The 3,606-nt window shown below is 43.8% G+C and carries 3 protein-coding genes; all 3 read left to right on the top strand.

From position 1 onward, the window contains the following. Positions 1 to 158 precede the first annotated feature (158 nt). The 3 genes from B9J87_RS01655 (at position 159) to B9J87_RS01645 (ending at position 3,561) form a co-directional block, all read left to right on the top strand. The gene (locus B9J87_RS01655; protein WP_026027113.1) at positions 159 to 1,187 is read left to right on the top strand and encodes an amino acid ABC transporter substrate-binding protein; all 1,029 of its coding nucleotides are present in this window, start codon (positions 159 to 161) and stop codon (positions 1,185 to 1,187) included. Between the two features lie 69 nt (positions 1,188 to 1,256). Further along, positions 1,257 to 2,462 carry an amino acid ABC transporter permease gene (locus B9J87_RS01650; protein WP_017044681.1) on the top strand — a complete coding sequence of 402 codons (1,206 nt, stop codon included), beginning with the start codon at positions 1,257 to 1,259 and terminating at the stop codon, positions 2,460 to 2,462. 1 nt (position 2,463) lies between these two features. Continuing rightward, positions 2,464 to 3,561: an amino acid ABC transporter permease gene (locus B9J87_RS01645; RefSeq protein WP_026028006.1), complete on the top strand. Its 1,098-nt coding sequence runs from the start codon at positions 2,464 to 2,466 to the stop codon at positions 3,559 to 3,561. Positions 3,562 to 3,606 lie beyond the last annotated feature (45 nt).

The following is a 3,606-nucleotide window of genomic DNA, read 5'->3' as shown; positions in this document are numbered from 1 at the left end:
ATTTGAGAAAATACAAATCATTACCTACGCTTATAAACGGTTGATTTGTAAATGTGCGATTGCATGCAAATACAACTTGGAAAGCTACACAACAACATTTTTAGTACGTTGTATCAGGTGTCACCTGGTTTAACATGGATCATACAGGAAGGATACAAATGGCGAATAAACTCACTGTTCTTGCTTCTGTTGTAGCAGCTTCTACTGCCATGATGGCGACGACAGCTTCAGCAGCAGATAGCACTTTAGATAAAGTACTTTCGCAAGGTTTTATTACTTGTGGTGTGAGCACTGGTCTACCAGGCTTTTCCAACCCGAACTCAAAAGGGGAATGGGAAGGCATTGATGTTGAATATTGCCAGGCACTTGCCGCAGCAGTTCTTGGTGACAAATCGAAAGTAAAATATGTTCCACTCACAGCAAAAGAACGGTTTACCGCCCTACAATCAGGTGAAATCGATGTTCTTTCGCGCAATACAACCTGGACGCTCCAACGCGACGCAGCACTCGGCCTTAATTTTGTCGGCGTAAACTATTATGACGGTCAAGGGTTCATGGTGAAAAAAGACCTAGGAGTGAAAAGTGCAAAAGAGCTTGATGGGGCATCGGTTTGTGTCCAATCCGGTACAACTACTGAGTTGAACTTGGCGGACTACTTCCGCAACACAGGCATGAAATACAAACCTGTGGTATTCGATACAGCAGCGCAAACCTCAAAAGGTTTTGACGCGGGCCGTTGCGATGCTCTAACAACCGACCAATCTGGTTTGTATGCGTTACGTTTGAACTTAACTGATCCTAACGTCGCGGTTGTATTACCTGAAATCATTTCTAAAGAACCACTTGGGCCCGTTGTTCGTCAAGATGATGACAAGTGGTTTAACGTGGCGAAATGGACTCTCAATGCGATGGTTAACGCAGAAGAGTACGGTATTACCTCAAAAAATGCAGATGAAATGCTTAAATCTAGCGATCCTAATATCAAACGCATACTTGGCCTGGACGGCCCTAAAGGTAAAGGTTTGGGCATTCGCGATGATTGGGGATACCAAATTGTAAAACAAGTCGGTAACTATGGTGAAAGTTTTGAACGCACTGTAGGTAAAGGTTCTCCACTACAAATCGCACGAGGTGCAAATGCGTTGTGGAATGCTGGCGGCTTTATGTACGCTCCACCACTTCGTTAATAGTCACACAATCCCAAATAGGCGGTTTTAACCGCCTTTTTGGAAAAATGGATTTGAGGTTATAGTTGTATGAAACCTACTAAAACTATTGCGGCTAGCTCAGGAGCTCCCTCGGCTAAAAGCGCAAATTTGTTCTACAATCCTACTTTTCGTTCAGTCGCCTTTCAAATTATTGCTGTTCTCGTTCTGGTTTTTTTCTTTTACACCATTGTGACCAATGCACTTTCTAACTTAAGTTCTCGAGGCATTGCCACGGGGTTTGACTTCCTAGATCAAGAAGCTGGCTTTGGGATTGGCCTTACTTTGATCGAATACAATGAAACCTTTAGTTATGGGCGAACTTTTATCATAGGTTTACTCAATACCGCGCTAGTTTCTTTTTTAGGCGTTGTATTTGCCACCCTTTTAGGTTTCTTTATCGGTATTGCTCGTCTCTCTTCCAACTGGTTAGTCAGTCGACTTGCTGCTGTGTATATAGAAATCTTCCGTAATATTCCTTTATTACTGCAAATTTTCTTTTGGTATTTTGCCGTGTTACAGGCTCTACCATCGCCTAGGCAAAGCATGCAGTTAGGGGATTCTATTTTTCTCAATGTACGTGGTCTGTTCTTCCCTGCTCCCATTTTCGAAAGTGGCAGCACATTTATCTTTATTGCCTTTCTTGCTGGCTTACTAACCACCTTAATTATTGGCATTTGGGCTCGAAACAAACAGCGTTTAACAGGTCAGCAGACGCCTATGGGTAGAATTGCGGCTATCTTGTGCATTCTACTTCCTGTCATTGTGTACTTTGCTATGGGCCGTCCAGTGTCAGCAGAGTATCCACAACTGCAAGGGTTCAACTTCCAAGGTGGCATCAGTATTATCCCTGAGTTAGCCGCACTGCTGATTGCACTGAGTATTTATACGGCCGCATTTATTGCCGAAATTGTCCGTTCTGGTATTAATGCGGTGAGCCATGGTCAATCCGAAGCAGCAATGTCATTAGGATTATCTCGTTCAAAAACATTAAAACTCGTGGTCATTCCTCAAGCGCTGCGCATCATCATTCCGCCACTCACCAGCCAATATCTGAACTTAACCAAAAACTCATCATTAGCGATGGCGATTGGCTACCCTGATTTGGTTTCTGTTTTTGCTGGCACAACGCTCAATCAAACGGGTCAAGCGATTGAAATTATTGCGATGACCATGGGTGTTTACCTCACTCTCAGTTTGACGACATCGGCATTAATGAATATCTATAACCGTAAAGTTGCTTTGGTGGAGAGATAAGATGAAAGTACATCAGTTTCAACCTAACTTGCCACCGCCAGCCAATACCGTTGGCTTCATTGGGTGGCTGCGCAAAAATCTTTTTAATAACGCACTCAATTCCATCGTTACACTGATCTTAGGGTATTTCGCCTTCTGGCTTGTTTGGCATACTGTCGATTGGGCGATTATTAATGCCGATTGGGTAGGCACACAACGTAGTGATTGCACCCGGGAGGGGGCGTGTTGGGTGTTTATTAGCGTACGCTGGGATCAGTTTATGTATGGATTTTATCCAGAAGCTGAGCTCTGGCGACCTCGCCTCTTCTATTTCACTCTTGCTATTTTTAGTGCGTTGCTCGCCTATGAAAATACACCGAAAAAAACGTGGATTTGGTTGTTTTTTGTCAACATCTACCCATTTCTTATCGCGGCGTTACTCTATGGCGGCTTTTTCGGCCTAGAAGTGGTTGAAACGCATAAGTGGGGAGGCTTATTAGTTACGCTGATTATTGCCTTAGTTGGGATTGTTGTCTCGTTACCGATTGGCGTTGTACTGGCGTTGGGCCGGCGTTCCGAGATGCCCATTATTCGCAGCCTATGTACCGTTTACATCGAGGTTTGGAGAGGTGTGCCACTGATTACAGTTTTGTTTATGGCATCCGTTATGCTGCCTCTGTTCCTCTCGCAAGGCTCGGAAACGGATAAATTGGTTAGAGCATTAATTGGGGTGGTCATGTTCAGTTCGGCTTATATGGCAGAAGTGGTTCGTGGTGGTTTACAAGCGATACCTAAAGGTCAATACGAAGCCGCCGATGCGTTAGGTTTAAGTTACTGGAAAAAAGTCGGTTTGATTATTTTGCCGCAAGCACTGAAGATCACGATCCCATCTATCGTTAATACCTTCATTGGCCTATTTAAAGATACCAGCTTAGTACTCATTATCGGGATGTTTGACGTGCTCGGTATTGGACAAGCTGCCAATACCGATCCGGATTGGTTAGGCTTTTCTACTGAAAGTTATATATTTGTCGCGTTAGTGTTCTGGGTGTTCTGCTTTTCTATGTCTAGATATTCGATATGGCTTGAAAACAAACTCCATACTGGTCACAAACGATAACTACAAATCAAGGACGTATTATGACGCAGCAACGCAACCTCGCAC

The sequence above is a fragment of the Vibrio sp. V19_P1S1T109 genome, from assembly GCF_002241375.1.
GTDB classification, from domain to species: Bacteria; Pseudomonadota; Gammaproteobacteria; order Enterobacterales; family Vibrionaceae; genus Vibrio; species Vibrio anguillarum.
The sequence above is the reverse complement of the archived record's forward strand: the minus strand, read 5'-3'. Positions and strand labels throughout refer to the sequence as shown.

What these genes read in the sequence shown, in the direction of transcription:
- B9J87_RS01655 (WP_026027113.1), top strand. Translation starts at nt 159, where the DNA reads ATGGCGAATAAACTCACTGTTCTTGCTTCTGTTGTAGCAGCTTCTACT.
- B9J87_RS01650 (WP_017044681.1), top strand. Translation starts at nt 1,257, where the DNA reads ATGAAACCTACTAAAACTATTGCGGCTAGCTCAGGAGCTCCCTCGGCT.
- B9J87_RS01645 (WP_026028006.1), top strand. Translation starts at nt 2,464, where the DNA reads ATGAAAGTACATCAGTTTCAACCTAACTTGCCACCGCCAGCCAATACC.